This is a genomic window from Methylobacterium sp. E-016, from assembly GCF_022829745.1.
Lineage (GTDB): Bacteria > Pseudomonadota > Alphaproteobacteria > Rhizobiales > Beijerinckiaceae > Methylobacterium.
Genome location: NZ_JAKSYF010000112.1, coordinates 1 through 1,313 on the forward strand (window position 1 = coordinate 1; position 1,313 = coordinate 1,313).

1 protein-coding gene is annotated in these 1,313 nt (G+C 68.3%); it reads left to right on the top strand.

Features of this window, described 5'->3' with window-relative positions:
- On the top strand, positions 1-1,313 hold a 1,313-nt coding region (locus tag MKK68_RS13765; RefSeq protein WP_279605342.1), incomplete at both ends, for a DNA translocase FtsK.

Consider the following 1,313-nt stretch of genomic DNA (forward strand, 5'->3'; position numbering starts at 1 on the left):
CCGGGTCCGGTGGTGACGCTGTACGAGCTGGAGCCTGCGCCGGGGACGAAGTCGTCGCGTGTGATCGGGCTGTCGGACGACATCGCGCGCTCGATGTCGGCGGTGTCGGCCCGCGTCGCGGTGGTGCAGGGGCGCAACGCCATCGGCATCGAGCTGCCGAACCTGAAGCGCGAGACGGTGTACCTGCGCGAGCTGCTGGCCTCGGAGGATTTCGCCACCTCCAAGCACAAGCTCGCCATCGCGCTCGGCAAGACCATCGGGGGCGAGCCCGTGATCGCCGACCTGGCGCGCATGCCGCACCTGCTCGTCGCCGGCACCACCGGGTCGGGCAAGTCGGTCGCCATCAACACCATGATCCTGTCGCTCCTCTACACCCACCGGCCCGAGGAGTGCCGCCTGATCATGGTCGACCCGAAGATGCTGGAACTGTCGGTCTACGACGGCATCCCGCACCTCCTCACGCCCGTGGTGACCGATCCCAAGAAGGCGGTCGTGGCCCTCAAATGGGCGGTGCGCGAGATGGAGGAGCGCTACAAGAAGATGTCGAAGCTCGGCGTGCGCAACATCGACGGCTTCAATGCCCGCGTGGCCGAGGCGGCGGAGCGGCACGAGGTCATCACCCGCACCGTCCAGACCGGCTTCGACCGCGAGACCGGCGAGGCCGTGTACGAGGACGAGATCATGGATCTCGTGGCGCTGCCCTACATCGTGGTCATCGTGGACGAGATGGCCGACCTGATGATGGTGGCGGGCAAGGACATCGAGGGCGCGATCCAGCGCCTGGCCCAGATGGCCCGGGCCGCCGGCATCCACCTGATCATGGCGACGCAGCGCCCCTCGGTCGACGTCATCACCGGCACCATCAAGGCGAACTTCCCGACCCGCATCTCCTTCCAGGTCACGTCGAAGATCGATTCGCGCACCATCCTGGGCGAGATGGGCGCCGAGCAGCTGCTCGGCCAGGGCGACATGCTCTACATGGCGGGCGGCGGCCGCATCACCCGCGTGCACGGGCCGTTCGTGTCCGACCACGAGGTCGAGAAGGTGGTGGCCCACCTCAAGGCCCAGGGCCGGCCGCAATATCTCGACGCGGTCACGGTCGACGAGGAGGGCGCGCCCGCCGAGGATGGCGGCGCCGTCATGGACAAGGGCGCCCTGTTCGGCGACGAATCCGCCGACCCCTACGACCAGGCCGTGGCCGTCGTGCTGCGCGACAAGAAGGCCTCCACCTCCTACATCCAGCGCCGCCTCGGCATCGGCTACAACCGCGCCGCCTCCATCATGGAGCGCATGGAGAACGAGGGCATCGTCGG